The following is a 26,477-nucleotide window of genomic DNA, read 5'->3' on the forward strand; positions in this document are numbered from 1 at the left end:
AAAAGATTAGTTAAGGGGTAACTTACTGCCACGGACTTTTGCAAAATGATGAAGTGAGATGATAACCACATGGCTAACCCGATCGCCAAAATGCGAAAGAAATTTTCGATGACGCCAGAGAAACGCAAAATCTTTTTCAATACCAACTGGCAGATCATGGACAAGTTCGGACGACTTGCGATCAACATGATCATCAGTATCTGGATAGCGCGTTATCTGGGTCCCGAGCAATTTGGACAATATAATTTCGCGATTGCTTTTGTCACTATTATTGGTGCTGTTGTTCCATTAGGACTTGCTAATATTATTGTCAAAGAACTGGTGCAAGACCCTGATAATAAAACGGAAATTCTCGGAACAGTCTCATTATTACGTCTGTTTAGTGGATTGATTGCTTTTGCAATTACCGTTGTTGCTGCTTTTACATTGCCTGGACAAGATCCAGTCGTGCAGTGGAGCATGGTCATTATTGCAGCTAACCTTCTGTTTCAACCGCTGGATGTGATTTCCCAGTGGTTCGATTCAGTCGTGGAAGCCAAATATGCTGTCTATGCCAAAGGTGCTGCTTTTGCATTAACCACCATTATGAAAATAGTGCTTGTCGTCATGCACGCACCATTAATCTGGTTCGCTGTTTCGTATGCACTAGAGTTAATTCTTGGATTTCTTTTCCTACTATTCACACAGGGAAACAAAATTCAATTTACCAAATGGTCATTTAACTGGCCGCTTGGTAAACGATTGATGAATAGCTCATGGCCTTTGATCGTAGCCGGAATCTCCACGATCATCTATCTCAAAATTGATCAGGTTATGCTGAACTACATGATTAATGAGACAGCCGTTGGAGTATATGCTGTAGCCGCTAGACTATCTGAAGTATGGTACGTCATACCAACCGTAGTCGCTGCATCATACTTTCCGAGTATGATCAAAAACAAGCAACTAGGCCCTGATATTTATAAAGCCGAACTGCAAAAGCTGTACAACATGTTGTTCTGGTTCGCACTGGCTATCTGTATTGTCGTCACGTTTATGGCTAAACCAGTGATCTCGATCTTATACGGTCAAGAATACACAGGCGCCATCAGTATTCTAGTGATTCACGTATGGGCATGTCTTTTCGTCTTTATGAGAGCTGCCTTGAATAAATGGATCATTAGCGAAGGCTTGTATCGCTTTGAACTGATCAGTCAGGTCATGGGTGCTGTTGCCAAAGTCGGAATTAACTTAATTCTGATTCCTATGTTCGGTGGAGTCGGCGCAGCGATGGGAACAGTGGTGGCATTTATCGTATCCAGTTACGCATTTACTTTCTTATTCAAAGAAACCCGCGTATCCGGAATCATGATGTCCAAAACACTAATCTCTCCCTTCACCGCCATCTTCAACAAACTTAGACCCGGCAAACGTGAAGTCAGAACCAATAACTAATCTACATTAAAAGGGTTTGCTTCACATGCAGACCGATATTATATCTTGCTTACAAATCATTTTTGAAATGAAGTGTTCAAGTATAGGACAAGCGTCGGAACGAAGGGTACAAAATCATTCTGAAAGAGCGAAGCGTTCGCCTTTGTTATCGAGTCCTTACCGCAAAGCGGGAAATCAAAGGAGTCGATAACAACAAGCGACGACAAGAACGATTTTGTTCACGAAGTGGTGTACCTTTTCCGAAAAACTTGAGCACTTCGTATTTCAAAGCATTTTAATCACAGACATAAGGAGGTAAGAGCTGATGAAAAAAGTACTATATGTCCATCATTCAGGATTCATGGGCGGAGCACCGAAAAGTCTGACTTATCTCATTAGTCATCTGGATAAGACCAAATTTGACGGACACGTGCTAACGATTCGCAATGGTCCCGCAGTAAAACTGTTGGAATCCGGTGGATTACCTGTAGAAGTGGCTAAAGGCATGTTTCCTTTCCACGGATCAACAGTTTCTGGCATGAGACCGAAGTTGTTTATTCGTAATCTGATCGGAGCATTACCAACTTATTTTCAAGCTAAAAAATATATTCGTAAATACAAACCAGATATCGTTCATTTGAACAGCACATGTTTATTCCAAGTGGCAAAAGCCGTCAAAAAAGTATCTCCAGATACTAAAGTGGTCTGTCACGTACGTGAACCGCTGTTGAACTCATTTGCCGGAAATATCTTGAAGCGTATGAATCACAAATATGTAGACGGTTATATCTCTATCGATCAGTTCGATTCCGAGACGGTGGATAGTAATGGTAAAGAATTAGAAGTCGTATACAACTTCGTGGACTTTGGAACCTACAATCCAGATGTAAACGGGACTCCTGTTCGTCGGGAACTCGGTATAGACGATGACGATATCGTCTTTTTGTACATTGGTCGTGTAGTAACAGGCAATGGAGTATTGGATCTGGTGAAGTCATTTAACAAAATCAGCAAAGATCATCCGAACTTCAAGTTGATCGTTGGTGGATTTTACTTTAATAAAAATAATGCGTATGAAGACAAAGTTATGGCAGAAGCTAAAGGAAATGATCAGATCATTACATTGGCTTTCCGTGATGATGTACCGCAATTGATTGCCGCAAGTAATGTGATGATGTGCCCGTTTGTAGAACCTCACTTTTCACGCAGTATTATCGAAGCAGCCTCGATGAAGAAACCAGCGATTGCTACCAATATTGGTGGACCGAATGAACTGATTCTTCATAACAAAACAGGCTTCCTGTTCGAGGATCGTAATCACAAAGCGATGGAAGATTATATGGTTAAGATCGGTACAGACAAAGCATTGTACGAGAAGCTTTCTCAAAATGCACTGGCTTTTGCAGAAGAGAACTTCGATGCGCGTAAGAACACCAAGCGGACATTTGATTTCTATAACCGATTCTTTGTTAGGGAAACGGTATGATCACAAGCTTTATACGCTTCAAACGCAAAATAGCTAAAAAGTGTTCTACCGTCTTCACCCGGAGAATGCTGAAAGAACAGCAGATTCAATTTGGTAACAACTTGATCGCTGTAGGAATGCCGATTGTGGATCGAGAAAAGGGAAGCTCGATTCGAATCGGACATAACGCTATTTTGTGTTCATCGGATTATAGCAATCCGATAGGTCTTAATCATCGTACAGTGATTCGTACCCTTGCAGAAGGAGCAGTGATTGAGATCGGCGATGATGTAGGCATCAGCGGAGCGAGCATTTGTGCCGTATCGCGTGTAAGTATCGGTCATCAAGTGATGCTGGGCGTAAACGTACAGATCAGTGATACTGATTTTCATCCGATTAAGCCAGAGAATCGCCGCTTTAACAAAAATCCGCTAGATGTGGGTAAAGCCGATACGATCATTGAAGATAATGTATGGGTGGGTGCGAATGCGATTGTACTCAAAGGAGTAACGATTGGTCGCAATAGTGTAATCGGAGCAGGCAGTATTGTCGCTAGCTCGATTCCCCCTAATTGTATTGCTGCTGGAGTACCGGCTAAAGTCATTAAGCACTTGGAAGGAGTGGAATAATATGCTGAATGAACAGGCTTTGTCGCCAAAAATAGATATCACAGTTAAGAATAAGCTCATCATTTTTATCACGATGGTGCTTATAGTGATCACGTCGGGTTCTGTGTTATTCGGCAAATTGTATTATTCCCTCTTTATTATGATTCTGTTCGCCACAGCAGTAGTATTCTACTTTCCAAAGCGAATAGAACCCAAGCACTTTTTGACTTTGATGGTCATCTTAGCTTTTATCTTATTTAATCTATTATTATACCGCGATAATATCGGGGGCTATGGTGGATTGATCCTGAAAATTCTAGCGATTTTTATGATTATCAATCGACTGGATATTCATCAGGCTGGTAAAAGTTATCAGTGGATTATCGTTGCATTAGCATTACTAAGTTTACCTTTTTACGCTTTGGGTGTGGTTAGCCCTGAATTTGTAAGATCCACTTTCCCAACAGTGGATGTGTGGAACGGTGTTTATCGAATCACACCATTTTATGTATATGGGAACTGGAATATGTCACGAAATCAGGGGATCTTCTGGGAACCTGGTGCTTTTCAAGTCTTTCTGAATTTGGGCATTTTCCTGATGCTGTTCACCAACCGGAAGCTGCCCAAATGGCAATTGATTCTCGTTACCGGCACATTACTTACAACGATGTCCACTTCAGGATATATGATCTGCGGATTGATCTACTTCGCTTATCTAATCCGTAGCGGTAAACGCAAGCAAATGACACAGCTCATTATTCCGTTGTTGCTGTTAATTCCGCTCATTTATTTTGAAAGTCAAAGTGGTGTTATTGCAGATAAGTTTCAAGATGGCAATCAATCGTTTGATCGTCGATCTTTGGATACCACGTCGAATCTGGAGTTGATGATAGAGAAACCGCTAGTCGGTTGGGGCTTCCAGAACAATAGCGTACTGATGGAAAGGTATGGGATCGGAGATTCATCGAACTCACTACTAACCTTTGGTTATCAATTTGGCTTACCTTTACTACTGATTATGCTGATTTATTATTATTCAAGATTACAGCGAGCGATCGGAAGTGTGTTTCAAAGCATACTGATCTTTATTGCACTGATCATTGTATTTTCAACGGAAAACATGATCTTTCAGCCATTGTTCGTCATGTTAATGTTTTTTGATGTTAAAGCTTCAGAACAAAAATTAAAGAGTGGTGAACAACTCCATGGAAACGAAGTCAATCGCTTACGTAGCCCCTTACGTGGACGAGCAATTGCACCAGAAAAGGGGATATAGCTCAAAGCATACGGCAGGCAATAAAAAAATTGACTGTATCTTGCATGCGTTGGAGGAAGGCGATAACCAGATTACGGTGATCTCGCCATTGCTACTCAAAAAGAATACATTTCGTTTTTTCAGCGCAGATCGTTATTCGATTGGACATCGAAGTGAAGTCATTTATCCGGCAACCGTAGATGCGAAATTTATCAGTCTGTTTTTGACACTATTTACGACATTCTTTCAACTGGTTCGTTGGAATCGGGCGCATAAAGGTGAATCACGTGCTGTGATTTTCTACAATTATCGCTTAGAAACCGCGTTACCAGCGATGTTGTTCAAAATGCTATATCGTGTACCTCTTATCGTTGAGTATGAAGATGGAATCTATGCTGTTACAGAAACGAATAAGTACTACAAAAAGCTAACCGTCATGGTAGAGAAATTTGCTAACAAATTGTTAGATGGCGCTGTACTTGTTACATCTGTACTCAAGAAAAGAATTCGCACGGATAACTACACAGTTGTCCGCGGAGGTACGGTTCATCCTGCAAAGCTCAAACCTGTGCAGGAAGTGAATCTAGGTACAGCCGATCGAGCATTTCGTATGGTGTACTCTGGACGACTGGATTACGACCGTGGTATCGAAATTCTGCTTGAAGCGCTCCCCCATGTGAACACTGAGCGCATGATTCAATTAGATATTACAGGCTATGGTCCATTAGAAGAAAAAGTAAAACAGTTTATCGCAAGTCAGTCTAATGCACGTATTAATATCACATTCCATGGTTTTCTGGATGATAACGATTATGCTGCATTGATGGAACAAGCGGATTTATTTGTAAATACACAACGTGAAAAGATTCTGTTCAGTGAATGTTCGTTCCCTTCTAAAGTGGTCGAATATATCAAATACGGTAAGTTGGTTCTAACTTCCGGTGTATCTGATATTAATCTGATTAACCAAAATATGTTTGTCACCTATGGTAATGATAGTGCACAAGAATTAGCAGCAGCAATCAACGAAATTTTGCGTCATCCAGCACAATACAGTCTATATCCAGCTCGTGCGATGCAATGGTTGATCAGCGATTGTTCTCATAAAGTCGTGGCTGGCAAATTGGATAAAGTACTGAATCGTGCAATCAGCGGTGGTACCAAAGAGAAAGTCGTCTATTCGGAATCCACCTCAATGAAATAAGCAGGAAGGAGGGATGAAGATGGTAAAGATCAGACTGGATCAATATTCACAAGAAGAGTATTCACGCGGAAAATCAGGACTCTATTGTCTACTGTGGTGGTTTGTACAAGGAACGTTATTCCGTTTCTCCCTACACAATATGTATAACTGGAGAAGATTTCTTCTCAATAGCTTTGGAGCGAAGCTTGGACTAGGTGTTCATGTTCGTCCATCTGCTAAATTCACGTATCCGTGGAAAGTTACGATCGGAGAGTATTCTTGGATCGGCGATAATGTTGAATTTTACAGTCTTGATGAGATTGTTATCGGCAGCCATTGTGTGATTTCCCAGAATTCCTATCTGTGTACAGGTAGTCATAAGCTTAATGATCCAACGTTCGGATTAATTACAAAGCCTATTCATATTAAAGATGGTGCATGGGTAGCAAGCGACGTATTTGTCTATCCAGGCGTTACGATTCATGAATTAGGTGTTGCAGGAGCAAGAAGTACGATTTTCAAAGACATTCCAGCGAATGAAGTGCATATCGGGTTCCCGGCTGCATTTCACAAGCATCGTTTCGCTGAAGAAGTACCGACAGAACATCAAGTTACACCGATTGCTCAAGTACACCGTATCAAATAAACCAAATGAGTCCTATAGACAAAAGAGGGATGAATGTGAAACCAAAAATAGTTTTTGTCATTAACTACTTTTATCCCGATTATGCATCAACGGGACAATTATTAACCGAGTTGTGTCTGTACTTACAACATGACTTTGATATTACAGTGATTGCAGAATGTCCTCCAGGGTATGGAGGCGAAGCCGCAGCAAAAGGACGTTATATTACCGATCATCTTGAAAATATTAAAGTGATCCGTATTCGTCTTCCTGAGGTGGATAAGCAAAGTAAGTTTAGCCGGATCAAGTATATTTCGACGTACTTCTTCTATGCGACTTACTTGTTATTGAAGCAAAAAAATACAGACTTTATCTATACGATCTCTACACCACCAGTATTAGGCGGTTTGATCGGTACCATCGGTAAATTATTCAAACGTTCCAAACATATCTACAATATTCAGGATTTCAACCCTGAACAAGCAGAAGCTGTCGGTTACACGAAGCGACAATGGATTTTCAATGTAGCGCGTGCGATTGATAATATCAACTGCTCGATGGCGGATCATATTATCACCGTAGGTAAAGACATGCAAGAAACATTGGTGAATCGCTTTGGTGGACGCAAGCATATCGAGAATACAGTGATTAACAATTGGACGAATGAAGAAGAAATCGTTCCTTTGGATAAACATCATCCACGAGTCGCTAAGTTTATCGCTGATCATGGCTGGCAAGATAAATTTGTTGTAATGTACTCCGGTAATCTAGGTCTTTATTATGATCTAGAAAATCTAATGACGATTATACCGGGTCTGAAAGATTGCAAAAACTTGGTCTTTGCTTTTATCGGAGAAGGTGCGGTAAAGAAAAAGATGCAGGAGTATGCAGCACAACATGGACTCGAAGAATCCGGTCAAGTGTGTTTTCTCCCTTTCCAACCGAAAGAGGATTTGAAATATTCGCTTAATGCAGCTGATGTTCATCTGGTCGTGAATCAGAAAGGCATCAAAGGGGTCTCTGTTCCAAGTAAAATCTACGGCGTTATGGCGGCTGGTAAAACAGTACTGGGTGTACTGGAATCAGGTAGTGAAGCTCATCGTCTGATCGTAGAAGGCGCTTGTGGACTTGTAGCAGAACCTCAAAATTATGAGGATATTGCAATTCAACTTCGTCGTCTGTATGAGATGGATGCTGAAGAAATTCAAGCGATCGGTCAAAATGGCCGGGACTATCTGGAAAAATATTTACGCCGCGATGTATCGCTGGAAAAATATCGTCAGCTATTGTTATCCATGGCGACACAGTCCCCGTCCACAACTATGGTTTCTGAATCAAGATAAATATAGTCTGAACGACCAACCATCCGTAACATACTAAAAAAAGAAATGGGAGGGATTGGAGTGAAACTTATCCTTTTATCTGGAGGTTCAGGTAAGCGTTTATGGCCTCTGTCTAACGATGCAAGATCAAAACAATTTTTGAGAGTACTGGAAAATGAACAAGGTGAACTGGTATCAATGGTTCAGCGTGTATGGAATCAATTGGATGCTTGTGGATTAAGCGAATCTAGCCTTATCGCAACCGGTCAATCTCAAGTCGAGATTATGCGGAGTCAAGTCGGTGCTGATGTACCTCTTATTATTGAGCCAGAACGAAGAGATACGTTTCCTGCTATAGCACTTGCAGCAACCTATCTATATTCCATAGAAGGTGTCAGCTTGGATGAAGTCATTACGATTTTGCCAGTTGATCCTTATGTAGACAATATGTTTTTTGACACAGTAAAAAGTATGGAAATGGCACTACAAGAATCCGATGCAGATATCGCACTAATCGGTGTAGAACCAACATATCCTTCTTCTAAATATGGTTATATTATTCCGTCAGGTGAAACGACAGAAACCGGTCTTCGCAAAGTAAGCCGTTTCCAAGAAAAACCGACTGAAGAGTATGCAGAACAATTAATTGCAGAAAATGCACTTTGGAACTGTGGTGTGTTTGCTTTCAAACTAGGCTATCTGATTAGCTTACTTGAAGAAAAAGGATTACCAATTCAATATGAGCAATTCCTTAAACAGTATGACCGTTTACCAAAAATCAGTTTTGACTATGAAGTTGTCGAGCAAGCTAAAAATATTATTGCTCTTCCATATACCGGTTACTGGAAAGACTTGGGTACATGGAATACATTGACCGAGGAAATGAGCAGCGTACAAATTGGACGCGGTATTATCAGTGAAGACTGTGTAAATACGCATTTGGTTAACGAAACCAACGTACCTGTTACGATTCTAGGTATGAAAGATGTTGTTGTTGCTGTAAGCCCGGACGGTATTCTGGTATCTGACAAAGCATCCAGTCCACGTTTGAAAGAATTAGTGAATTTTGATCAAGGTCCTATGTATGAAGAGCGTCAATGGGGCTGGGTTGTTGTATTGGATGATCAGAAGTATGAAGACGGACGCTGTGTATTAACGAAGCGTATCGGTCTACAAGAAGGTAAGAACTTGAGCTATCAGTCACATACGGATCGCGAAGAAGTATGGACAGTGGTTAAAGGCGAAGGCGAATTTGTTCTCAATGGTAACATGATGCGGGTAAGAGCAGGGAACGTACTGCATATTCCAGTCAAAGCACTTCATAGTATCCGTGCAGTGAAGGATCTAGAAGTGATCGTTGTACAAACGGGCTTTAATGCGCAGAACGATCAAATTGTGGAGCTATTCCATTCATGGGAAGAGATCGAACAAAACTGCATGAAGATTTAATCACCATCTGTTATTACATTTCAGATTACGGATATGGACATGCCACGCGAAGTATCGCAATTATCCGCACGGTACTAGAGCGACATCATGATCAACCTATCCGATTAATCATTAATTGCGGCAAAGCATTACCGTTTTTAATCGATTCATTACAAAAAGAAATGTTGCCATGGATCAGCAATGATCATCGTATTGAATTTAGAAGTATATTTTCTGATACCGGTTATGTGTTACAACACGATTCGATTGCAGCAGATATACAGAGCCTTAGACAACAATATAACCTCGATATGTCGTTGTTTGAAGAAAGAGTTACTCAAGAACAGCAATTTTTACTTGGAGTTAAGGCGCAACTGGTGATCAGTGATATTTCACCGATTCCGTTTGTCGCCGCACAGCGTGCAGGTATAGAGTCTTTAGGCATATCGAACTTTACCTGGTACACCGCTTATCAAGATATGTTGGAAAAGTCAGATTTAAATACATTGCGTGCCGCTTATGCTCAAATGGATCATTTTATCAGTCTAGCCGGTTGTGCTGAACCCGAGTGGGGACGCAAATGCCGAATAGATACTGGATTCTTTTGCAGACAACCTGATCTTCAGGAAGTCAAGCGTATACGTACAGAATTAGATCCGACCGGGCAACGTAAAATTATCTTTTTTGGCTTAGGTCGTAGTATACAGGTGGATCATTGGTCAACGATGGAACTGTGGGATAGTGAACAATGCATATTTATCGTATCGTCCAATATGGATATTGACCATCCCAATGTTGTACAGATTCCTGATCAATACACCGAATCACAGAATTATGTAGCTGCCGCCGATCTGGTGATTACTAAGCCAGGTTGGGGTACCGTCTGTGAAGCTATCGAGTTAGCAAAGCCACTCATTTTGCTTAATCGCAGTCATTTTTATGAAGATCGTCATACGATTGCAGCTGTTCCTAGCGACCATCCATTGTACTTGATGTCATGGGAAGAGATTCAGCAGCTAACATTATCAACAGAAGACGAGATAGGTCAACGTCATGATGCACAACCAGGCAAAGGGTTAAGCATAAATGAACGATCTAGTTCTACTTTAGTTGAGATTGCAGATTATATTCAAAATCTTTTACAACATGTAAAAGTGGTCTGAACTTAGTGCATAACGATCCAGACGATAGCACCCCATAATAATAGTGAAAGTGCAGTGCCCCATAGGCATCCTTTTGCAAATGATGGATTGGTTTGATATCTCATAATGGTCAGCCTCCAAATATAGAATGAGATTGAAAAGTATTTGTCCAATCATAGATTGAATCCGTACTAGATTGAATCTGTCAATCTGACAAATGAATCAATTTCTTATAAATACTATATCGGTTGAACTACGGGATAGATGAATAGAGTTTAGGAATAACATACTCAATCTGTTTTGAAATATAAAATTACAAATAAGGAACAGGAGTGGTAATGATGAATATTACTGTAATAGGTACAGGTTATGTAGGTTTGGTATCAGGTGTCTGCTTTTCAGAAATAGGAAACAACGTACGTTGTGTGGATAAAATTGCTTCTAAAATCGAGACGTTGCAAAATGGTGGCATCCCGATCTACGAACCAGGTCTTCAAGAAATGATGATGAAGAATGTAGAAGCAGGACGATTAACATTTACAACGGACTTGAGTGGACCGGTATCCGAATCGGATCTCGTGATTATTGCAGTAGGTACTCCACCACTTCCTTCCGGTGAAGCAGATCTACAATATATCGAAGCGGCGGCTCGTGAGATTGCACTTTCCATGAAAGGCTACACTGTCGTTGCTGTGAAAAGTACAGTTCCTGTTGGAACCAATGAGCGCGTAAATAGCATTATTGCTTCTTTAACCGATCAACCTTTTGATACAGCTTCGATTCCAGAATTCTTGCGTGAAGGTTCTGCGGTTAAAGATGCATTCAATCCAGATCGTCTAGTACTTGGTGTACAGACACAACAAGCAGCAGACTTGCTACTTGAATTGCACCGTCCTTTGACTGAAAATCTAGTAGTAACAGATATCCGTAGTGCTGAAATGATCAAATATGCATCTAATGCTTTCCTTGCAACCAAAATTTCATTTATCAACGAAATTGCTAACATTTGTGATAAAGTTGGCGCAGATGTTGATGAAGTTGCTAAAGGAATGGGAATGGATCGTCGTATCGGGCCTTCATTCTTGAATGCAGGTATCGGTTACGGTGGTTCTTGCTTCCCGAAAGATACGCATGCTTTGATCCAAATCGCAGGTAATGTAGAGTATGACTTTAAATTACTGAAATCTGTAGTTGAAGTCAACCAAGCACAGCGTTGGGGAATCGTTGATAAGTTGTTAGAAGCATTAGGTACTTTACAAGGTAAAAAAATCGCTGTCTGGGGTCTAGCATTCAAACCAGATACGGATGATATTCGTGAAGCACCATCATTGGAGATCGTACCGAAATTAGTAGAATTCGGTGCAAAACCACAAGTATTTGATCCAGTAGCCGCAGAAAACTTCCGCCGTGAATATGATCACGAATCGATTACTTTTGCAGAAAGTGCTTTAGAAGCCGCTCGTGGTTGTGATGCAGTCTGCTTGTTAACCGAGTGGGGTGAGTTCGTGAATATCGATCTTAAAGAAGTAGAAGCTGTTATGAATCAAGCTGTACTTGTAGATGGACGTAATGTATATAGCGCGCAACGTGTGAAAGAAACAGGCTTCGATTACCATTCTATGGGTCGTCCAGCATTGCTTCGTGATCACTTTATCGCGACTCAATCTTAATTCTTATCTCTAACCTATATAGCAAAAACCGACCTTGAAGTGTATCTTCAGGGTCGGTTTTTTTGCTGTTGTATTCAGATATGAGGATCAGGACATCTATCCATAATCATCAGCGAAAATTGGAGAGCTCTGGTTGTAGATCGTGATTGAATATTCTTACGCTCGATCAGCGCTAATCATGAGAAATAGAATGGAAATTTCACTGGGAATGGGAACGATCTCTTACTACACGCTCTAACAGTTGACGAATCAATTGAAGATCTTCTTCTTCAAGTGGCACACCATCCCAATGAAGTTGGGTATAGTTGAGAAATTCACGTGCATTCGTATTTTGTTGAGTAGGATCATATTCTTCGGTCAAACCGAGCAAATAATCAGAAGTAGTACTCAATTTTTTAGCAATAGATTGGATCGTTTCCAAAGTGGGTTGTCTGTATCCGGACTCGTAGCCTGCGTATGTGCTCTTAGCTACTCCTACATGATCTGCAACTTCCTTCATCGACATATTTCGCTGTTTGCGAAGTAGTTTGAGGCGTTTGGCAAACAATTCAAAAACCCCCTAAATAACCTAAAATGTGTGCGACCGGATGCTGTTACAGTTAGGAAAAAAGCCGCAGACAATAATACATATTATATCATGTGAAGTCATTATTGCCTATATAAATACAATTCCTAACTAGCATGTCTTACCATCTATACTCTTGTTTTCGACGATATACTTTCTTATACTGCTATATACTAATTTAGTAGATAAATTATAGAGAGTGGAGTCTAGTAGGTATACATCTTAGTATATATAATGATTAGGTAAAATTGCATATGCTGTTTTATGTAAAATATAAGAATACAACATATAACTTACCTACTTAGTTATTGTTTTACTCAATAACCAATAAATGTATATAAAATATACGCAAAAAGAAGGTAGTATGGATCACTTTATATATCGGATTTTAGAAAAATATAATGAACATACAACCTAAATAAACGAATAATAGTTATATAGTCCTACTATACCACTACTTTGCTATGCTTTACTATGGCATTTAGACAAGTCCTTTCAAATATAAAAAAGAATTTAAATGATTTTGTAGCTGTATAGCGCAGTACAAGTGAAGTAGGCATGATATAGTTTATGTACTTTCACTTGTTTTTGTATTCTTTAAAGATAACCAAGGAGGAATCAATTATGGAATTACTTCGTCAAAAAGTGATCAATGAGGGGATTGTCCTTGAAGGACAAGTACTCAAAGTCGATTCTTTTCTCAATCATCAGATGGACCCTGTATTAATGCAGGCAATCGGCAAAACATTTACACAATTATTCGCAGATACAGGTGTAACAACGATTTTGACGATTGAGTCTTCAGGCATTGCTCCTGGTATTATGACAGCATTAGAATTTGGAGTTCCATTGATCTTTGCCCGTAAGCAGAAGTCTCTTACATTAACAGAAGATATTTTTGTAGAAACCGTGTATTCTTATACCAAAAAGCAAAGTAATGATATTACCGTCTCCAAAAAATTTATACATCCTGGTGATCGGGTACTGATTATTGATGATTTTCTAGCTAATGGAGAAGCTGCTTCTGGTCTTGCCCGTATAGTCAAACAAGCAGGCGCAGAAGTTGTAGGGATTGGTATTGTGATCGAAAAGTCTTTCCAACCCGGCGCTCAACTGCTTATAGATGAAGGATATCGCTTAGAATCACTGGTACGAATCCGTTCGCTAGATAACGGACGTGTTGAATTTGTAGATGAATAGTCTCCGTTTTAATTAATCGTTGTTCGCAGATTGGGCTTCAGTGGTACTTTGACTAACTGAGTAGCATGAGCTTGAGACAGATAACGTTCGATCAGATCATCGGCAATGTAATGAGAAGCTTGGGGTGTCTGAAGTGTACGAAGCTGTGCTTGCATACGTTCTAAAATCTCCGGTTGATCTAAAGCGATCATCAGACGTTCAGCTAATACCGTTGAAGAATCGCATATTTCAGCAGCTTGATACGATTGCAAATACAGAGCATTCGCTAATTCTTGCCCGGGTACAGGTTTGAGTAGAAATAGTGGCAATGCACAGTGAATACATTCAGCGACGGTAAGACCGCCTGGCTTGGTAATCACACAGTCGCTCATCATCATCCATTCATTCATTCGATCTGTAAAACCTATCAGGGTAAAAGCAGGATGATCACCATAATGAGTATTTAATTCTTGCAATAAAGACTCATTTTTACCACAGATCACGATCACTTGGGTATCGGTACGACTAGCAAGCTGATCACAGACTTCACGAACGTTTTTAAGCACACCATAAGCACCTGCAAGTAACAGTACGGTTTTGGACTCCGGTTGCAGACCAGCACGTATACGAAGCTGTGCACGCTCTGCTTGATGAGATACTTCATACGTATCGGTAGATAGATGATCAAAGTCAGCTCGTAAAGGAATACCGGATACACTGATCTGTTCTGGTAGGATATCATGAGTCAACATATCCTGCTTCATGTCTGTACTTGGTACATAATAATGATCAACATGAGGATGCAACCAGCGTCCATGTAGATCATAATCAGTTAGTATATTTACAAGTGGCATCGTAAGTTTCCAACGCTTTTTCATATTAGGTAATACCAATTGAGGAAAAGTATGAATCACTAGATCAGGTTGCTCCTGCTCTAATACCGTTTGTAAACGTTGCATACCTAGCGAATGAAGAGCTTTGCCGAATAAAGAAGTGGCTTTCATTTTGCGCGTGCTGTAATATACCCAGCCATACAAGTGAGGAATGGTAGTAAAGCTTTGCATATAAATGAATTGACTCACTTTATTGATCAAAGGGTGAGATTCAGCCATCACATCAAGTAACGTTACACGTGGAACACCACGTTCGAATAGACTGGCTTGCAAAGACTTGGCAGCTTGATAATGTCCATGTCCATAACTTGCATATAAGATTAGAATTGAAGATGAATTGTAAGACATGCTAGAATTCCTTTCTAAGCCATATATATTCTGTTTCTATATGAGCTGCTTCTCTATTCTTGTTGAGCATAGCACGAGAAGTTATAGATAATCCAATGTGGACATTTTTACGTATATAATATAGAGACAACTCAATCTGCAAAAGTCACTTTCTACTATAGTTTACCCGTTGGTTTCCTTTTCGAGACAACGCATTTTTATTTCATGTTCTAAAGAGTTTTTACCGCTATAAAAACGATGATTATTCGCCCAAAAATTAACCTATTTCGTACCTTTTTTTAACAAACAAAAGTGCTACAATCTTAAAAAGTATGATATTATAAAATAATAAGGTGCTTAGATAAGGGTTGGCGTTGAACACGTTGCTAACAGCGACCAACACACTAGAGAGGCGCTTAGATGCGCAGGGATATACCATATGCGGGTAGATCAGCCTTGTACTAAGAAGATAAGAGCATTCAGCCGGATTGATTCAGCATTTATCTTAAAGGGTATGTAATATGTCAGATGCCCGAAGAAAGTGCTAAAAGATCACAGATGAGATACAACTTCATATCTAACTACAAACACACCAAAGGATCTTTTCGGCGTTCTCAAAAACAAGGCACGTTTTGGGAGGGAATTCCATGGCAACTAAAGGACACAATGAAGTCAAGGAAAGTCTACGAGAAATGACACGCATTTTTCGGCCTAAGGATCCAAAGAAATTTGTTAAGGAATATGTTCGCAAGTATCACATAACCGGGGGATACGAAGAAGAACTCACGCTTCTTGTCGAGGATGAACTTGTTAAGTTAGATTCGTCCGTCTCTTGATTAAGTATGTAAGCACATGCGACGATTATTGAAAATGTAATGATTAAGATTTAATGTAACAACTGAACAATGAATGTGATGATTATTTTCGTAATTTAATGAAAGCAAGACATACCGTCCTTTGGCGACTGACCGCCAGAGGACTTTTTTTGTGTTTTTTAAGATGAAAATATTAACTTTAATTCCTATAACAACGTATTAAAGTTAATATTCGAATATGGAAGATAATAATCTCCAAAAATAAAGTACGAATATCTCTAAATCTATTGACACTGTATATATATAATGTATACTGTGTATATAGATATATACAGTATATACACCGAATGGAGGATATATTTATGATAGAAAATTTCAAATACGGTTGGATATTAGCTCGTAAAGATTTTGCGAACAATCGGCTGATGTTTGTCTGGTCTAGTATATTTGTACTTTATATGGGTGGTGTACTAGGTATTCTTTTTTATACAGGTACATTAGCTGGACAAAATCACTTTTTACAATCGAGTACAACTGATTTTATTATGCTGATCTGTGCACCGTTGTTGGGAACTGATTTTTCTAGGCGAGCATTTAATTTACAAAAAGAAGATACGTACACCAAAAATTTAGTCTATCTTCGTATTTTGCCTGTTTCCTCAGCTGCGATTATATGGGGAAGATTTCAACAGATGGCACTTATCTTTTTATATAACTGGACATTATTTTTCTCTATTCTGTATATCATGAGGATTCGTTTTGAAGTAGATATTTCACTCATTTCTTATATTGCTTTTGCACTCACTTGGGCTGGCTTTTGTATAACATTAATGAGTTTTTATTTATATTTTGAATTTAGTCTCTCCGGTAAAAAGTATATGAAATTTACTTTTATTGTTATTTTTGTACTTGTTATATTGTCGATTTGCAGTGTCTGGTTAGATTGGAATATCACCAACACCTTTTTGTTAGTGGCTATGAAATATGGCTTGGCTTCACCACTAATGTGGAGTTGTATTGCAGTAAGTATAGTGTGTATGACGTTATCTATTTATGGGATTCGGCGTACATTAAGACATAGAGATTTGGTATAAGGTAATGGATTTGAGAGCGCTAGGGTTAGGAGGTGTAGGCGTATGAAGATACCTGTGCAGATCAATGAAGATAGTGCTGAACCATTATATCGGCAGGTAGAGAATCAATTACGTTCTCTCATTATTGGAGGCAAATTGCAAGAGGGTACATTATTACCTTCTATTCGTGAATTTGCAGCGGATCTGAAATGTAGTGTTATTACAATTCGACGCGTGTATCAAGACTTGGAGAATGAAGGATGGTTACGTACACGCCAGGGAACAGGAACATTTGTTACCAAAGTCGAACAAGGGCAACTTACCCAGATGAGTGAAGAAAATGTACGCAAAATTCTAAATGAAGCGATTCAGAAAAGTACTGCCCTTGGATGGGATGAACAGCAGTTGCAACAATTGTTTGCAGAGCTAATCCATCAACATTTTACAACATAACATCACTATTGAATGATAAGCCTATCATATAGCTAAGGAGGAAACAGCTATGCAGGAACAATCAGTCATTTCATTACATGAAGTCTACAAAACACGAGGTCAACATACTATTGGGCCTATTAATCTTGAATTACCTCAAGGGTATATTACTGTTCTTGTCGGTGAAAATGGAGCAGGAAAAAGTACATTGTTAAATTTGATGATGCAGACCATTTATCCAGATCAAGGATGGATGACATGGTTTGGACAACCAGCCAAAGGCGAATTGCCTCTCTCGATCCGGCAACGAATCGCTTATGTATCTGAACATTCATCAATTGAAGAAAATCGCATGACTGCTCTAGATGCCGCCCATTTCCGCTCTCAATGGTATCCTAAATGGAATCAAAAAAGATTCGAACAAATGCTGACTGAATTTCAAGTACCTTCTACGACCAAGTTAAATAAAGTGTCCAAAGGACAACGGCAAAAATTTGAATTAGCTGCTGCAATAGCCACTTCACCTGATCTGCTGTTGATGGATGAACCGTCTTCTGGACTAGACCCTTTCGCATGGAAAGATATGATTCGTACCTTGCATCAACTTATGGATACCGATGATCTTAGTATTCTGATCACCACTCATCGGATGGAAGAAGTGGAACGGCTTGCTGATTATGTCATGCTGATGAATGACGGCATGATCTATGGTATACAAGAAAAAGATACACTGTATCAAACATGGAAAGAAATATGGATCAATGCAGGTGTAGGCGATGCAGATGTTATTCATAGCCTGCATGAATGTGACGGCATTGTCGCATGGGAAGCACAATCCGATCTCTCTGTACGTGTGATAACAACGAATGCTATTGAATTAGAAGAAGCCGCCGCTGAAAATAATATCCCCATCCAAACCCGCGGACTCGAATGGGAAGACTTACTATACTACTGGCGCCAAAGCGCTTGGCAGTATAAGCGCGACCCCAGTTCAATGAAAAAGTGATTTTTGCTTTAGCAAAATATCTTACGATAAGCGCTTGGCAGTATAAGCGCGACCCCAGTTCAATGAAAAAGTGATTTTTGCTTTAGCAAAATATCTTACGATAAGCGCTTGGCAGTATAAGCGCGACCCCAGTTCAATGAAAAAATGATTTTTGCTGATGCAAAATATTTGATATGAAGGGACGATAAAGTGATGAAACCATTGGTATTGAATCAAATTATCAAACATTATGCAGGTAAAACGGCTGTAGATCAACTGTCTCTTGAAGTAGAAGCAGGAGAAATTTACGGCTTGCTTGGAGCAAATGGAGCAGGCAAAACAACAACGATGCGGATGGTACTGGGACTAATTTATCCAGATGAAGGCGAGATTCTGTATGACGGTCGTCCATATCGCAAAGAGTTACAACACAAAATGGGATATCTACCGGAAGAACGTGGATTATACCCTAAAGTCAAAATCAGTGATCAACTGGTCTATCTTGGACAATTGCGTGGTATGACTCACAAAGATGCTGTTCAAAGTCTACACAAGTGGCTAGAACGCTTTGATGCGATGGAGTATTTAGATAAACGGATAGAAGAGTTATCCAAAGGAAATCAGCAGAAAATGGGCTTTATCGCTGCTGTCATACATCATCCGAGTATTTTGATTCTCGATGAAGCATTTAGTGGACTTGATCCCGTCAATGTAGAAATGCTCAAAGAAGTGATTCAAGAATTACGGGATGATGGCACAGCGATCTTATTTTCTACTCATCGGATGGAACATGTAGAAGAGTTATGCCGTAATATGACGATACTTCGTCGTTCTAAGCCTGTATTGCAAGGAAATTTACGAGATATCAAAAACACATATCCACGCGAGAAAGTAGTCTTGCGTACAGCTCATCCATTATCTGGTTTAAGCGATATTGAAGGTATCGTGCATGTAGAGCCACAAGATGAGAACGGACGTTATCTGATCCATATTAATCAAGAGCAAGCAGCACAACAGATTTTACAATTAGCAATGCAACATGGAAATGTAGAACAGTTCGAGATCAAGGAACCAACATTGAACGAAATCTTTATTAAGGTGGTGGGCAATAATGAATAAGCTTGGACATGTCATTAATTTTACCTATCGTAATAAAGTCAAAAATAAATCGTTTCGGTGGACTACATTAACTCTTGCAGTATTGTTACTGGTTGGACTCAATGTGCCGTATTTTATTCAACTATTTTCGGGTAACAACGGTGAAGACAATATGAAGATTGGTATTGCAACCAGTAGCTACAATGAAATTGCGACTCAGATTCAGCAAGCAGCGCAAAAGCAACAAACGTTATCTTCAGCGGCAGAGGACACAGCTACGAATGCAAGCAGTCAAGCCAAAGACACACAGCTACAATGGCAAGCCAAAGCAGAATCTGAATCGGTTCTTCGCCAACAGGTCGAAGACGGAAGTATTGGCGGCTATCTATTATTGCAAAAGCCGACTACAGGTGACGTGGCTTTCCCAACGGTTACGTATGTCAGTGAGAAAAATAATGCAACGATTCAAAATCTATTACAAACGGCTACTCAAACCGCCAAAGTTCAATATATTGCAGAAGGCAAGTTAACCAATACGCAGTTGGAACAGATTGGGACACCTGTTATAGTCAATCAGACTTCTATTGATGATCTGAATAAGAACTCGACAGAACCGAAAGAAAATCCAATAAAGTCCAACACTGAGAACTATATTCTAGTCTATTTGTTAATGATATTGTTCTTCTTCTCGCTCACCATTACAGGCAATATGATCGCCTCCGAGATTACAGCAGAAAAAAGTTCGCGTGTTATGGAAATTTTAATTTCCAGCCTATCTCCGCTGACTCAAATGTTCGGTAAAATTATCGGCGTTTTCTTAGTGGGACTAACACAAATTGCTTCCTATGGTATCGTGATCGCGATTAATTTATCTCTTCCGTACTATCAAGAAGTACTAGCTGGATTCGATCTACATGTAAGTAATCTATCTTTGAACGTGGTTGGATTTGGATTACTGTATTATGTACTGGGTTATTTCTTATACGCTACCTTGTTTGCAGCGATCGGCTCTATTGTGAGCCGTACAGAAGATTTAGGGCAAGCTATAGCACCGATCACCATGTTAACATTAGCGGCATTTTATATCGGAATATTTAGTATCTCGAATTCAGATTCGTTATTAATGCGTATCTCTTCCTATATTCCATTCTTCTCTCCAACGACAGTTATTGTACGTATTGGACTCGGTTCTATGCCGATCTGGGAAATAGCGATCTCAATTGCTATTCTACTGATATCGATTTTCTTCTTCGGTTGGTTATCTGCCAGAATCTATCGTACCGGTGTATTAATGTATGGTAAACGTCCAACCTTGAAAGAATTACGTAAAGCAATGAAATCTTATAAATTATAGTATATAAAGAGGTGCAATATGATGAAAAAAAGAAACAATGTAAACTGGATGCATTACAGCAAAATGGGATTAGCTTTAGGAGCCCTTACCGTAGTTCTAGCAGCTTGTGGAGGTAATGCAGCTCAACCCTCTCCAACAACGGTAGAAACCACCACACCGCCAGCAACCACTGAACAACCGACAACCGATTCCGACAAGCTTACAGCGGAAGACATTCCAACAGCATTATTAGATGGTAAATATAAAGAAGTGTACGATCAATTTAGCGATGATTTTAAAAAGCAAATATCGGAGAAAGATTTTATTACTTCAGCAGAAACATCAATAAAACAAGTCAAAACATTCAACGAAGCAGCAGATATGGAGATCAACGATGCAGATGTTCGTTCATGGGTGAGTGATTCAGGTGATCTAGGATTGAATGTGACGATGGACAAGCAGGGAACGATTCTAGGGCTACAAGCCAAAGCATTAACACCAGCACCGGATACAGATAAAGTCACTACCAAAAATGAATACGCATTTCCGTTCAAAGGAGACTGGTTTGTGTTCTGGGGTGGGAATAATGCATTGATTAATTACCATTATGAGTACGAAAGTCAGCGTTATGCGTATGACTTTATCCAGCGCAAAGATGGACACTCTTATAGTGGCGATCCACTCAAAAATGAAAGCTATTATGCTTTTGGACAACCACTATACGCACCTGCTGATGGTAAAGTCGTATCGGTATTGAGCAATATTGCAGATAACGAGCCTGTAGGTAAAATGAACCCTGAAGTTCCTGCGGGTAATGAAGTGGTGATTGCTCATGCGAATGGGGAATACAGCGTGATCGGTCATATGAAAAAAGGATCGGCATTAGTAAAAGTTGGAGATATGGTCAAGACTGGCGATCAACTAGGATTGGTCGGTAACTCCGGTAATTCCAGCGAAGCGCATTTACATTATCAGGTGTCTGATGGGGCGGATCTGTTCAAGTCCAAAGCGATTCAGATCAAGTGGAAAGATGGAATTAAGCCTGTACAAGGTGAGACGGTTACAGCCAAGTAAATCAAAGATCATAAAAAGGATAGTCATGATGACTATCCTTTTTTGTTTTATATAAAAAGTTTAATACACCTTGAACATTTTATAGTTATCTTGATAGTACGAAATAATAAAATCACGAAAATGTGTTGCTGAAGAGGATAACGTCTTGTGTTTTACCCAGGATAAGCTAACAGGATAAGTAGTAGAGTCATCCGTAATTTGTATATAATTTAACCCCAATGTTCTACAAACGGAAATAGGAATTAAAGCGACACCCTGATCAAGCTTGATAATTTCGACCAGTAAATGGGAATCGACTTCAAATGCAATATTTGGGCTAAAGCCTGCTTTTTCACAAAGAAGAGTAGTAAACGCACTATACTCCGCATTATTCGCTAGCATGATAAATGGTTCATCAGCGACATGACTTAAAGAAATTTCATTTTCCCCTGTTAATCTGTGGTTGGAAGGTAAAACGAGAACGATATCTTCATCGACCAGTAAACAACTGGCTAGCTCCTCATCTTGAATAGGGTGACCTGTTATTCCTAAATCAATATCCCCCTTTTTCAAATTAGTTAATATGTCGCTTTTCACTCCAATAGACTGAAGAATTTTGGATGTAGGAAAAAGATTGATATGTTCACTGATTAGTCCGGTCAGAAATCTTGGATTGGAAATGGCTATTTTTATATTGTTAGCAAGGTGTTGTTCTTCCGATTGAATTTCGATTTGGGCATTTTCAATCTCAATAAAAATTCGGTTGACGTGCTTTAGAAGAATTTTGCCTGACGCACTCAGTTGAATATTTCTTCCTTTGCGATCAAATAACGTTGTTCCCAGTTCGTCCTCAAGTCTTTTGATAGTCAGGCTTAAAGAAGGCTGGGCGATGTTCAATAGTTGGGCTGCTTTGGAAATGTGTTCTGTATAGGCAACAGTCTGAAAGTATTTGAGCTGAAGCAATTCCATAGATATCCCTCACTTATTTATTGGAGTAAATGTATATATACATTATTATATATTAGATTATATGTAAATATAGATGTATTATAGATATATAAGATATATGAGTAAACACTAACCAATAAGTAAAATAGCTACTAAAAACTTTGAGTGAAAAAGGAAGGTGCATGATGAAAATTGATATCAATAATATAGCCCAAAATCTCAACACACCATTAACTGCACCCGCTTACCCTATGCCACCCTACAAATTTATTAACCGTGAATATCTCAATATTATTTATCGGACGGATGAGAAAGCTTTACGAGCAGCCGTACCAGAACCTCTTGAAATCGGTGAACCTTTAGTCAAATTCGAAGTAATGTGGATGCCCGATGTGTCTGGATTGGGTGCTTATACTGAAGCGGGTCAAGTCATTCCTGTCCGATTTAATGGTGAAGATGGCGATTACACCCATTCGATGTACGTCGATAACTTTCCAGCGATTGCAAGTGGCCGAGAGCTTACAGCATATCCCAAAAAGTTAGGTGCGCCTAAACTTTATGTAGATTCAGATACATTAGTAGGCACGCTTGATTACGGTTCACTTCGTATAGCAAATGCCACTATGGGATATAAGCATGTTGAAATGGATAAAGAAATAGCAAAAAGTGAAATTTGTCGCCCTAATTTTATGGTTAAAATTGCTACAGATTACAATGGGAATTTAAAGATTTGTGATTTGGTACGAACACAAATAACGAATATAGATGTTAAATGGGCTTGGACTGGACCGGCTAGACTTCAATTATTTGAACACGCACTGGCACCGCTTGCCGATCTGCCTGTTTTGGAAGTCGTTTCAGCATCTCATATTCTTACAGATTTAACATTGAATGCGGCACAACCTGTATATAATTATCTAGAAGAACAATAAGGGAGATTTTTAAATGAGAATTGCAGTCTTAGGAGCAGGTTCTTTGGGAACCATAGTGGGAGCATATCTTGCTGCTGGAGGAATAGACGTTGAGTTGATTGATGCTTACCAAGAACATGTAGATACTCTCAACCAAGTAGGAGCTAAAGTCATTGGTACCACCGAATTTCAGGCTAAGGTGAAAGCTATTACCCCTGAAAACAAGTCAGGGAAATATGATTTAGTCTTACTGTTAACCAAACAATTATATAACGACTCTGTACTTGAAGAGTTGCTTCCATTCTTGAACGAAGATAGTGTAGTCTGTTCTTTACAAAACGGTATACCTGAACAGAAAGTAGCTTCTATTGTTGGTGAGGAACGTGTTATTGCAGGTTCTGTTGAATTTGGCGCTACATTTATTGAACCCGGCGTATCCAAACTCACAACCGATTATACTCAATTTAAAGAGTACGCTTTTCAAATTGGAGAATTAAACGGTGAAACGACAGCAAGAATCCAGCGTATTAAATCGGTTTTGGATCTTGTAGGCGGAACACATATTTCCGATAATTTAGTAGGAACAAAATGGTCGAAATTGCTGATTAACAATGCATTCAGTGGTTTATCCGCAGCATTAAACGGGGAATATGGAGATATTCTTGATCATGACATGGGTATTGTTAGTGCTGTTCATATCGCAGATGAGACGATAAAAGTTGGACACGCCAATGGGGTCGCATTTGCCAAAATGGGTGGATTTGACTTGGAATCTCTAGAATTAACAAGCGAACATGATGTGCCTGAACGTATCCAAACCTTTAGAGTCGTCATGGAACCCTCTAGATTGCTAAGAGCAAGTATGCTTCAAGATTTGGAGAAAAAACGTAAAACTGAAATCGATTATATTAATGGAGTGGTTCCACAAATGGCAGAAGGCACTGGAATCTCCACACCATTTAACGATTTAGTTATAGCACAGATCAAATTTGCTGAAGAATCTCAAACGGTGCCTAACTTTGATACCAATATCAAAGCATTTGAGAAGTTATTGAGCATCCCACAGAATAAGTGATATATCAACAACATGTAAAGGACTTCCAAGCATAAGGAAGTCCTTTTTTTCGTTAGAACCAATATAGATTGTATTCTTTTAATTGAGATCCACGATGGATTAGTTTAGACGTACCATTTGAACAATATGTTCTGCTACACTTTGTTGGCTTAGTTTGGTTTGTTCAGAAGTATGCAGAGTAACAGCTTCATTGATCATATGGGCATAAATTTGTACATACAAAGTACGTTCTTCAGCATATATATCCTGCATCGCCAGATCCAAATAGTTTTTTAGAGCAACAATTAATTTAGAAGAGAGTAGCGGAATGATTTTTGGGTAATTCCGAAGGCATTTTTGTTTAACTTGCTGGTGATATTCAAAGGCTGCGAATACTAATTGCATTATCGTTTCTTTGGTAAATGCGCACACACCATTTGTATGCTGTTGAACAAGTTCTTCGGAGGATTGCCGTATAATTTCATCGAGTAATTCATATTTATCTTGGAAATGAGCATAGAAAGTGGCTCTATTGATTTGGGCACGTTCGGTTAAATTTTGTATGGTTATTTTATCCACATCTTTTTCTGCGATGAGTTCAAAAAGTGCTTCAAAAATCGATTCTCTTGTTCGAGTGGTACGTATATTTCGTACTTTCATTCCCATTCATTCAACTCCTTTGTTTAAACCAACATATCGCTCATATTGTTGGTTGTTACTCCATACTGTTCCAGATAAGATTGAACTACTAAAGCAACTACTGTTGTAATAGTATAATCCTACGAAGGTGGTTAGTCTATTCAGAACGATTAAAGAGTAAGGTAAGGAGCAACTTCTTATTCAGCTAACCATGTAATCAATCACAAAGTTATGCAAAATAAAACAGTGGAGGAATTAGATATGAAACTTACAGGGAATACGATTTTTATTACAGGTGGCGGTTCAGGAATTGGCCGTGCGCTAGCAGAAGCATTGCACCATCTTGGTAACAAAGTCATCATTTCAGGTCGCAGAAAAGAGCGTCTGGAGGAAGTTCTGAGTGCTAATCCCGGAATGTCAGCAGTTGAATTGGATATACAAGATCTATCCAGTATTGAAGCAACATCTAAGCAACTTATTCAGGACTTTCCCGAATTGAATATGTTATTTAACAACGCAGGTATTATGCTTTTCGATGAGGCTGTGGGTGTCATAAATGAGGAGATTCTGATTTCAACCGTTTCTACCAACTTACTTGGACCGATCCGCATAACATCGTCATTGATCGAACATTTGAAGTCTAAAGAAGACGCTGTGATTATCAATACAACTTCTGCGGTTGGATTTATTCCCTATGCGGCAACGGCGATCTATTCAGCGACCAAAGCAGCACTTCATTCTTACACATTATCCCAACGTTATTTGCTAAAAGACACCACCGTAAAAGTACTCGAAATCATACCGCCGGGTGTTCAGACAGAACTTATGACAGATCTGAGTAAAGATCCGCATGCTATGCCACTTGAAGACTTTATTAAAGAAACAATACGATTACTGGGTACAGATACAGAAGAAGTAATCGTTGAGCAAGCAAAAATGATTCGTGATCAACAAGGTTCTAATGAAGGAGCATTTGTTACACAACTGAACGATATGGCATCACAAATATAAGTTATATCTACTGATTACATCAAAAGAGCCGTTATTGATAATGGCTCTTT

25 protein-coding genes are annotated in these 26,477 nt (G+C 39.3%); 21 read left to right on the forward strand and 4 right to left on the reverse strand.

All coding sequences use genetic code 11. The features are described from left to right. Positions 1–69 precede the first annotated feature (69 nt). The 10 genes from PO903_RS07890 (at position 70) to PO903_RS07935 (ending at position 12,111) form a co-directional block, all read left to right on the forward strand. Positions 70–1,434: a flippase gene (locus PO903_RS07890; protein ID WP_137224864.1), complete on the forward strand. Its 1,365-nt coding sequence runs from the start codon at positions 70–72 to the stop codon at positions 1,432–1,434. A 304-nt stretch (positions 1,435–1,738) separates the two neighbouring features. Further along, positions 1,739–2,899, forward strand: coding sequence for a glycosyltransferase family 4 protein (locus PO903_RS07895; RefSeq protein WP_069329500.1), 1,161 nt, complete (start codon positions 1,739–1,741; stop codon positions 2,897–2,899). Between the two features lie 65 nt (positions 2,900–2,964). Further along, positions 2,965–3,507 carry a DapH/DapD/GlmU-related protein gene (locus tag PO903_RS07900; RefSeq protein ID WP_175425238.1) on the forward strand — a complete coding sequence of 181 codons (543 nt, stop codon included), beginning with the start codon at positions 2,965–2,967 and terminating at the stop codon, positions 3,505–3,507. 1 nt (position 3,508) lies between these two features. Beyond that, on the forward strand, positions 3,509–4,762 hold the full coding sequence (locus tag PO903_RS07905; RefSeq protein WP_069329498.1) for a hypothetical protein: 1,254 nt from the start codon (positions 3,509–3,511) through the stop codon (positions 4,760–4,762). After that, positions 4,692–5,945: a glycosyltransferase family 4 protein gene (locus tag PO903_RS07910; protein WP_083243656.1), complete on the forward strand. Its 1,254-nt coding sequence runs from the start codon at positions 4,692–4,694 to the stop codon at positions 5,943–5,945. The genes PO903_RS07905 and PO903_RS07910 overlap by 71 nt, the downstream gene beginning before the upstream one ends. 19 nt (positions 5,946–5,964) lie before the next feature. After that, the gene (locus PO903_RS07915) at positions 5,965–6,570 is read left to right on the forward strand and encodes a putative colanic acid biosynthesis acetyltransferase (RefSeq protein ID WP_273593072.1); all 606 of its coding nucleotides are present in this window, start codon (positions 5,965–5,967) and stop codon (positions 6,568–6,570) included. Between the two features lie 35 nt (positions 6,571–6,605). Continuing rightward, on the forward strand, positions 6,606–7,892 hold the full coding sequence (locus tag PO903_RS07920; protein WP_273593073.1) for a glycosyltransferase family 4 protein: 1,287 nt from the start codon (positions 6,606–6,608) through the stop codon (positions 7,890–7,892). 60 nt (positions 7,893–7,952) lie between these two features. Next, complete coding sequence (locus PO903_RS07925) at positions 7,953–9,320, forward strand: sugar phosphate nucleotidyltransferase (protein ID WP_069329494.1); 1,368 nt, start codon at positions 7,953–7,955, stop codon at positions 9,318–9,320. Beyond that, on the forward strand, positions 9,284–10,462 hold the full coding sequence (locus PO903_RS07930) for a glycosyltransferase (RefSeq protein ID WP_273593074.1): 1,179 nt from the start codon (positions 9,284–9,286) through the stop codon (positions 10,460–10,462). The genes PO903_RS07925 and PO903_RS07930 overlap by 37 nt, the downstream gene beginning before the upstream one ends. A 320-nt stretch (positions 10,463–10,782) precedes the next feature. Continuing rightward, positions 10,783–12,111 (forward strand): UDP-glucose dehydrogenase family protein, encoded by a 1,329-nt coding sequence (locus PO903_RS07935; RefSeq protein WP_069329492.1) that lies wholly within the window; start codon positions 10,783–10,785, stop codon positions 12,109–12,111. A gap of 199 nt (positions 12,112–12,310) precedes the next feature. Here the strand turns inward: PO903_RS07935 and PO903_RS07940 are convergent, their stop codons facing one another. Next, complete coding sequence (locus PO903_RS07940; RefSeq protein WP_083243654.1) at positions 12,311–12,658, reverse strand: helix-turn-helix domain-containing protein; 348 nt, start codon at positions 12,656–12,658, stop codon at positions 12,311–12,313. 642 nt (positions 12,659–13,300) lie between these two features. On the opposite strand from PO903_RS07940, the gene PO903_RS07945 reads away from it, so the two are divergent. After that, positions 13,301–13,876, forward strand: coding sequence for a xanthine phosphoribosyltransferase (locus PO903_RS07945; protein WP_069329491.1), 576 nt, complete (start codon positions 13,301–13,303; stop codon positions 13,874–13,876). An 8-nt stretch (positions 13,877–13,884) separates the two neighbouring features. On the opposite strand, the gene PO903_RS07950 is transcribed toward PO903_RS07945, so the two are convergent. Next, positions 13,885–15,096 carry an MGDG synthase family glycosyltransferase gene (locus PO903_RS07950; RefSeq protein WP_273593075.1) on the reverse strand — a complete coding sequence of 404 codons (1,212 nt, stop codon included), beginning with the start codon at positions 15,094–15,096 and terminating at the stop codon, positions 13,885–13,887. A gap of 626 nt (positions 15,097–15,722) precedes the next feature. Here PO903_RS07950 and PO903_RS07955 point away from each other — a divergent pair. From PO903_RS07955 to PO903_RS07985, 7 genes are all read left to right on the forward strand, one after another. Continuing rightward, a complete protein-coding gene (locus PO903_RS07955) occupies positions 15,723–15,911 on the forward strand; it encodes a hypothetical protein (protein WP_069329489.1) in 189 nt (62 codons plus the stop codon). 341 nt (positions 15,912–16,252) lie between these two features. Next, a complete protein-coding gene (locus tag PO903_RS07960; protein WP_069329488.1) occupies positions 16,253–16,984 on the forward strand; it encodes a hypothetical protein in 732 nt (243 codons plus the stop codon). A 42-nt stretch (positions 16,985–17,026) separates the two neighbouring features. Then, the gene (locus PO903_RS07965; protein WP_069329487.1) at positions 17,027–17,416 is read left to right on the forward strand and encodes a GntR family transcriptional regulator; all 390 of its coding nucleotides are present in this window, start codon (positions 17,027–17,029) and stop codon (positions 17,414–17,416) included. A gap of 49 nt (positions 17,417–17,465) precedes the next feature. After that, a complete protein-coding gene (locus tag PO903_RS07970; RefSeq protein WP_069329486.1) occupies positions 17,466–18,401 on the forward strand; it encodes an ATP-binding cassette domain-containing protein in 936 nt (311 codons plus the stop codon). Positions 18,402–18,593: 192 nt separating this feature from the next. Further along, complete coding sequence (locus PO903_RS07975) at positions 18,594–19,499, forward strand: ABC transporter ATP-binding protein (protein ID WP_069329485.1); 906 nt, start codon at positions 18,594–18,596, stop codon at positions 19,497–19,499. After that, complete coding sequence (locus PO903_RS07980) at positions 19,492–20,832, forward strand: ABC transporter permease (protein ID WP_273593076.1); 1,341 nt, start codon at positions 19,492–19,494, stop codon at positions 20,830–20,832. The genes PO903_RS07975 and PO903_RS07980 overlap by 8 nt, the downstream gene beginning before the upstream one ends. A gap of 18 nt (positions 20,833–20,850) precedes the next feature. Next, on the forward strand, positions 20,851–21,885 hold the full coding sequence (locus tag PO903_RS07985; protein ID WP_273593077.1) for a peptidoglycan DD-metalloendopeptidase family protein: 1,035 nt from the start codon (positions 20,851–20,853) through the stop codon (positions 21,883–21,885). A gap of 60 nt (positions 21,886–21,945) precedes the next feature. On the opposite strand, the gene PO903_RS07990 is transcribed toward PO903_RS07985, so the two are convergent. Then, positions 21,946–22,833, reverse strand: coding sequence for a LysR family transcriptional regulator (locus PO903_RS07990; RefSeq protein ID WP_273593078.1), 888 nt, complete (start codon positions 22,831–22,833; stop codon positions 21,946–21,948). Positions 22,834–22,997: 164 nt separating this feature from the next. Between PO903_RS07990 and PO903_RS07995 the strand changes: the two genes are divergently transcribed. Continuing rightward, positions 22,998–23,744 (forward strand): acetoacetate decarboxylase, encoded by a 747-nt coding sequence (locus PO903_RS07995; protein WP_273593079.1) that lies wholly within the window; start codon positions 22,998–23,000, stop codon positions 23,742–23,744. Between the two features lie 13 nt (positions 23,745–23,757). Continuing rightward, on the forward strand, positions 23,758–24,798 hold the full coding sequence (locus PO903_RS08000) for a ketopantoate reductase family protein (RefSeq protein ID WP_273593080.1): 1,041 nt from the start codon (positions 23,758–23,760) through the stop codon (positions 24,796–24,798). Positions 24,799–24,897: 99 nt separating this feature from the next. Here PO903_RS08000 and PO903_RS08005 read toward each other — a convergent pair whose 3' ends face one another. Further along, positions 24,898–25,443: a TetR/AcrR family transcriptional regulator gene (locus PO903_RS08005; RefSeq protein WP_273593081.1), complete on the reverse strand. Its 546-nt coding sequence runs from the start codon at positions 25,441–25,443 to the stop codon at positions 24,898–24,900. A gap of 234 nt (positions 25,444–25,677) precedes the next feature. Between PO903_RS08005 and PO903_RS08010 the strand changes: the two genes are divergently transcribed. Continuing rightward, positions 25,678–26,427, forward strand: a complete 750-nt coding sequence (locus PO903_RS08010; RefSeq protein ID WP_273593082.1) for an SDR family oxidoreductase — start codon at positions 25,678–25,680, stop codon at positions 26,425–26,427. Positions 26,428–26,477 lie beyond the last annotated feature (50 nt).

The organism is Paenibacillus sp. PK4536, from assembly GCF_028594455.2.
In the GTDB taxonomy this organism is placed as follows: Bacteria; Bacillota; Bacilli; order Paenibacillales; family Paenibacillaceae; genus Saccharibacillus; species Saccharibacillus nuruki.

What these genes read in the sequence shown, in the direction of transcription:
- PO903_RS08000 (WP_273593080.1), top strand. Translation starts at nt 23,758, where the DNA reads ATGAGAATTGCAGTCTTAGGAGCAGGTTCTTTGGGAACCATAGTGGGA.
- PO903_RS07895 (WP_069329500.1), top strand. Translation starts at nt 1,739, where the DNA reads ATGAAAAAAGTACTATATGTCCATCATTCAGGATTCATGGGCGGAGCA.
- PO903_RS07890 (WP_137224864.1), top strand. Translation starts at nt 70, where the DNA reads ATGGCTAACCCGATCGCCAAAATGCGAAAGAAATTTTCGATGACGCCA.
- PO903_RS08010 (WP_273593082.1), top strand. Translation starts at nt 25,678, where the DNA reads ATGAAACTTACAGGGAATACGATTTTTATTACAGGTGGCGGTTCAGGA.
- PO903_RS07915 (WP_273593072.1), top strand. Translation starts at nt 5,965, where the DNA reads ATGGTAAAGATCAGACTGGATCAATATTCACAAGAAGAGTATTCACGC.
- PO903_RS07900 (WP_175425238.1), top strand. Translation starts at nt 2,965, where the DNA reads ATGCTGAAAGAACAGCAGATTCAATTTGGTAACAACTTGATCGCTGTA.
- PO903_RS07910 (WP_083243656.1), top strand. Translation starts at nt 4,692, where the DNA reads ATGGAAACGAAGTCAATCGCTTACGTAGCCCCTTACGTGGACGAGCAA.
- PO903_RS07980 (WP_273593076.1), top strand. Translation starts at nt 19,492, where the DNA reads ATGAATAAGCTTGGACATGTCATTAATTTTACCTATCGTAATAAAGTC.
- PO903_RS07990 (WP_273593078.1), bottom strand. Translation starts at nt 22,833, where the DNA reads ATGGAATTGCTTCAGCTCAAATACTTTCAGACTGTTGCCTATACAGAA.
- PO903_RS08005 (WP_273593081.1), bottom strand. Translation starts at nt 25,443, where the DNA reads ATGGGAATGAAAGTACGAAATATACGTACCACTCGAACAAGAGAATCG.
- PO903_RS07975 (WP_069329485.1), top strand. Translation starts at nt 18,594, where the DNA reads ATGAAACCATTGGTATTGAATCAAATTATCAAACATTATGCAGGTAAA.
- PO903_RS07930 (WP_273593074.1), top strand. Translation starts at nt 9,284, where the DNA reads ATGGGAAGAGATCGAACAAAACTGCATGAAGATTTAATCACCATCTGT.
- PO903_RS07960 (WP_069329488.1), top strand. Translation starts at nt 16,253, where the DNA reads ATGATAGAAAATTTCAAATACGGTTGGATATTAGCTCGTAAAGATTTT.
- PO903_RS07955 (WP_069329489.1), top strand. Translation starts at nt 15,723, where the DNA reads ATGGCAACTAAAGGACACAATGAAGTCAAGGAAAGTCTACGAGAAATG.
- PO903_RS07905 (WP_069329498.1), top strand. Translation starts at nt 3,509, where the DNA reads ATGCTGAATGAACAGGCTTTGTCGCCAAAAATAGATATCACAGTTAAG.
- PO903_RS07970 (WP_069329486.1), top strand. Translation starts at nt 17,466, where the DNA reads ATGCAGGAACAATCAGTCATTTCATTACATGAAGTCTACAAAACACGA.
- PO903_RS07995 (WP_273593079.1), top strand. Translation starts at nt 22,998, where the DNA reads ATGAAAATTGATATCAATAATATAGCCCAAAATCTCAACACACCATTA.
- PO903_RS07935 (WP_069329492.1), top strand. Translation starts at nt 10,783, where the DNA reads ATGAATATTACTGTAATAGGTACAGGTTATGTAGGTTTGGTATCAGGT.
- PO903_RS07950 (WP_273593075.1), bottom strand. Translation starts at nt 15,096, where the DNA reads ATGTCTTACAATTCATCTTCAATTCTAATCTTATATGCAAGTTATGGA.
- PO903_RS07965 (WP_069329487.1), top strand. Translation starts at nt 17,027, where the DNA reads ATGAAGATACCTGTGCAGATCAATGAAGATAGTGCTGAACCATTATAT.
- PO903_RS07945 (WP_069329491.1), top strand. Translation starts at nt 13,301, where the DNA reads ATGGAATTACTTCGTCAAAAAGTGATCAATGAGGGGATTGTCCTTGAA.
- PO903_RS07985 (WP_273593077.1), top strand. Translation starts at nt 20,851, where the DNA reads ATGATGAAAAAAAGAAACAATGTAAACTGGATGCATTACAGCAAAATG.